Here is a 3,495-nt window from a genome sequence, read left to right as displayed (position 1 = left end):
CCCGTCGCCGCGCGCCGCGCGGCCGCCTCGGTCGCTCCCGTCATTTGGCAAGGCACGGCGCTGGGGGCCGATGCCGAACTGCGCCTCTATCATCCCGATACGGCCGTGGCCCAGCGCCTGATTGCGCAGTCCCTGCAGGAGCTGCGGCGGCTTGAGGCGATCTTCAGCCTGTACCGCGATGACAGCGCGCTCTCGATCCTGAACCGCCAGGGCTTCCTGGAGAATCCTCCGTCCGATCTGCTGCGGCTCTTGAGCGAGAGCCGGCGCTATGGCGAACTGACCGCAGGCATGTTCGATCCCACCGTACAGCCGCTATGGCAGCTGTACGCCGAACACTTCTCGCAGCCCGGCGCCTCCCCCGACGGCCCGCCGCCCGAGGCCGTGGCGCAAGCGCTGTCGCGCGTATCCCATGCCGACGTGCTGCTGGACGGCAACCGCATCGAACTGCGGCGGCCCGGCATGGCCATCACGCTCAACGGCATCGCCCAGGGCTACATCACCGACCGCGTCACCGACCTCCTCAAGCGCGGCGGACTGGAGCGGGCGCTGGTGGACATGGGCGAAATACAAGGCCTGGACAGCCGCGCCGCGCCACAGCCGTGGCGGGTCGGCATCGCGGATCCGCGCGATCCCGGGCGCACGCTCGCGACCGCCAGCATGGGGAACCAGGCCCTGGCGACTTCCGGCGGCTATGGCACCGCCATCGACGCAGCGGGCCAGTACACCCATCTGTTCAATCCGCGCACCGGGCGTGCGCGGCCACCGTATCTGAGCGTCTCCGTCATGGCGCAGTCAGCAACCATGGCCGATGCGCTGTCCACGGCTTTCTCGCACATGCCGTTGGAGGCAACGCAGGAGGTGGTGCGAGAACTGGGATTGCGCGCCTGGTTTGTGCTGCCCGATGGGCGCGTGATGCTGCAAGGCCAAGCTGCCTGAACGTCCGGCATGCATAAAAAAACCGGCCATCGGGCCGGTTTTTTCATTCAGGCGAAGCCGCCAGGCCTCAAGCCGCCGAAGGCGGATTCAGCGAGGACAGCATCTGCGTGAAGATCTTGGGGCTGGCGGCCAGCACGTTGCCGGTGTCCATCCAGCCTTGCTCGCCGTCGAAGTCGGCGACCAGGCCGCCGGCCTCCAGCACCATCAGGCTGCCCGCAGCCAGGTCCCAGGCCTTCAGGCCCACGCCGCAGAAGCCGTCCAGGCGGCCGCAGGCCACGTAGGCCAGGTCCAGCACGGTGGAGCCCAGGCGGCGCACGCCGGTGCTGCCTTCGGCCATCTGGCGGAAGCGCGCCGAGCCTTGTTCCGGATCGCCGGAGTTGGGCCAGTGCGCGCCCAGCAGGGCCTCGTGATAGCGGGTGCGGCCCGACACGCGCACGCGGCGGTCGTTCAGGAAGGTGCCGCTGCCACGGCTGGCCGTGAACAGTTCGTTGCGGGTCGGGTCATAGATGACCGCCTGCGTGACCTGGCCGCGATGCGTCAGCGCGATGGACACGGCGTAGTTGGGCAGGCCGTGGATGAAGTTCGTGGTGCCGTCCAGGGGATCGATGATCCACTGGAACTCGGCCTGGTCGGGGCCTTGCAGGCCGAATTCCTCGCCCAGGACAGCGTGGTCCGGGTAAGCCGCGCGCAGCGTCTCGACGATCGACTCCTCGGCGGCGCGATCGACTTCCGTGACATAATCCCGCGGCCCCTTGCGAGCCACGCTGAGTCGTTCCAAATCCATGCTGGCACGGTTGATAATGGTGCCGGCACGCCGGGCCGCCTTGATGGCGATGTTGAGCATCGGGTGCATAAAATTCCGTACGAATGCGATGAGTTGGCTTGATGGTAGGCCGCTTGCCGCCCCCCGGTCCGCCGTTGTCCCCATAGGGGAAATCGACCCAAAAAACCAGGAAGGCACTAAGCCAAACGTGCCATTTTAAATGACTCAAGCATTTTCACGCGTTCGCTTCATTATGGTGAACCCCAGCCACCCCGGAAACGTGGGTTCGGCGGCCCGCGCCATCAAGACGATGGGCTTCTCCGAACTGGTGCTGGTCGAGCCTAAATTTCCAGATGTAACAAGCCAGCCAGAGGCCGTGGCGCTCGCCAGCGGCGCGCTGGACGTGCTGGAAAACGCCCGCATCCACGACTCGCTGGAAGAGGCGCTGGCGCCGGTCACCATGGCTTTCGCGCTGACCGCCCGGGTGCGCGACCTGGGGCCGCCGCCCTGCGATATCCGCCAGGCGGCCGAACTGGCCCGCGCCCATCTGGGCGAGACGGCCGAAGGCGTCGCCGCCGTGGTGCTGGGCACGGAGCGCGCCGGCCTCACGAACGCCCAGATCGCGCTGTGCCACCGCATCTGCCATATTCCCGCCAACCCCGAGTACAGCTCGCTGAACGTGGCCCAGGCCCTGCAGCTTGCCGCCTGGGAGCTGCGTTATGCGCTGCTGGTGGACCAGGGCGCGGCGCTGCTGCCGGCCTCCACTGCGCAAGAGACGCCGCGCGGCGCGGCCCCGGCCTCCAGCGAAGCCGTGCAGGCCTTCCTGGCGCACTGGGAAGAGGCGCTGATCGGCGTGCAGTTCCTGGATCCCGCCCACCCCAAGAAGCTGATGCCGCGCATGCGGCACCTGTTCTCGCGCCATGCCCTGAGCCGCGACGAAGTGGACATGATGCGCGGCGTCTGCACCGCCATGCTGGCCACGGCGCGCCGCAACGGCGGGACAAAAAAATAGGGGCAGGCTCACGCCTGTCCCCTAGCAAGGTTTGCCGGGCGGCACGCCGCCCGGAAATCGACAATCAGTCCACCTTGGCGCCCGAGGCCTTGACCACCGGGGCCCAGCCTTCCACTTCAGACTTGATGAACTGGCCGAATTCGGCCGGCGTGGTCTTCACGCCCACGGCGCCCAGCTTTTCAAAGCTGAGCTGCACTTCGGGCTTGTCCAGCGCCTTGACCATGGCCGCGTTGAGCTTGTTCACGACTTCGGGCGGAGTGCCGGCAGGCGCGATCAGGCCGAACCACGACGACACGTCGAAGTTGGCGAACCCGGACTCCTTCATCGTCGGCACGTCAGGGGCGCTCTTGGAGCGTTCCGTCGTGGTCACGGCCAGGGCGCGCAGCTTGCCCGACTGCACGTGGGGCCAGGACGAAGGCATGTTGTCGAACATGAATTGCACCTGGCCACCGATCAGGTCGGTCACGGCGGGAGCGCTGCCCTTGTAGGGCACGTGCAGCACGTCGATGCCGGTCTGCATCTTGAAGAGTTCGCCCGCCATGTGGATGGAAGTGCCGCTGCCGGACGACGCGAATGCCAGCTTGCCGGGATTCTTCTTGGCGTAGTCCACCAGTTCCTGCACCGTCTTCACGGGCACTTGCGGGTTCACCACCAGGATGTTCGGCACCTTGGCGCCCAGCGCCACCGGCGTGAAATCCTTGGTCAGGTCGAAATTGACGTTCTTGTACAGCGTCTGGTTGATGGCGCTGGTCACGGCCACGAACAGCAGCGTGTAGCCGTCGGG

Annotated in this window: 4 protein-coding genes; 2 read left to right on the top strand and 2 right to left on the bottom strand. The window is 66.9% G+C overall.

Going from position 1 to position 3,495, the window contains the following annotated elements:
• On the top strand, window positions 1-936 hold a 936-nt coding region (locus VIR09_RS26315; RefSeq protein WP_332015534.1), incomplete at its 5' end, for an FAD:protein FMN transferase.
• Window positions 937-1,003: 67 nt separating this feature from the next.
• Here the strand turns inward: VIR09_RS26315 and VIR09_RS26310 are convergent.
• Window positions 1,004-1,789 carry an inositol monophosphatase family protein gene (locus tag VIR09_RS26310; protein WP_013395177.1) on the bottom strand — a complete coding sequence of 262 codons (786 nt, stop codon included), beginning with the start codon at window positions 1,787-1,789 and terminating at the stop codon, window positions 1,004-1,006.
• Between the two features lie 130 nt (window positions 1,790-1,919).
• Between VIR09_RS26310 and VIR09_RS26305 the strand changes: the two genes are divergently transcribed.
• Entirely contained in the window at window positions 1,920-2,711 is a 792-nt protein-coding gene (locus tag VIR09_RS26305) for an RNA methyltransferase (RefSeq protein ID WP_332015533.1), read from the top strand.
• Window positions 2,712-2,775: 64 nt separating this feature from the next.
• On the opposite strand, the gene VIR09_RS26300 is transcribed toward VIR09_RS26305, so the two are convergent.
• Window positions 2,776-3,495: tripartite tricarboxylate transporter substrate binding protein (locus tag VIR09_RS26300; RefSeq protein WP_332015532.1), on the bottom strand; the 720-nt coding region annotated here is incomplete at its 5' end.

The sequence above is a fragment of the Achromobacter sp. genome (assembly GCF_036567245.1).
Taxonomy (GTDB): domain Bacteria; phylum Pseudomonadota; class Gammaproteobacteria; order Burkholderiales; family Burkholderiaceae_B; genus Achromobacter.
The sequence above is the reverse complement of the archived record's forward strand: the minus strand, read 5'-3'. Positions and strand labels throughout refer to the sequence as shown.

Bases quoted from the DNA above. Each gene is read 5' to 3' on its own strand.
- VIR09_RS26310 (WP_013395177.1), bottom strand. From the start codon at position 1,789: ATGCACCCGATGCTCAACATCGCCATCAAGGCGGCCCGGCGTGCCGGC.
- VIR09_RS26305 (WP_332015533.1), top strand. From the start codon at position 1,920: ATGACTCAAGCATTTTCACGCGTTCGCTTCATTATGGTGAACCCCAGC.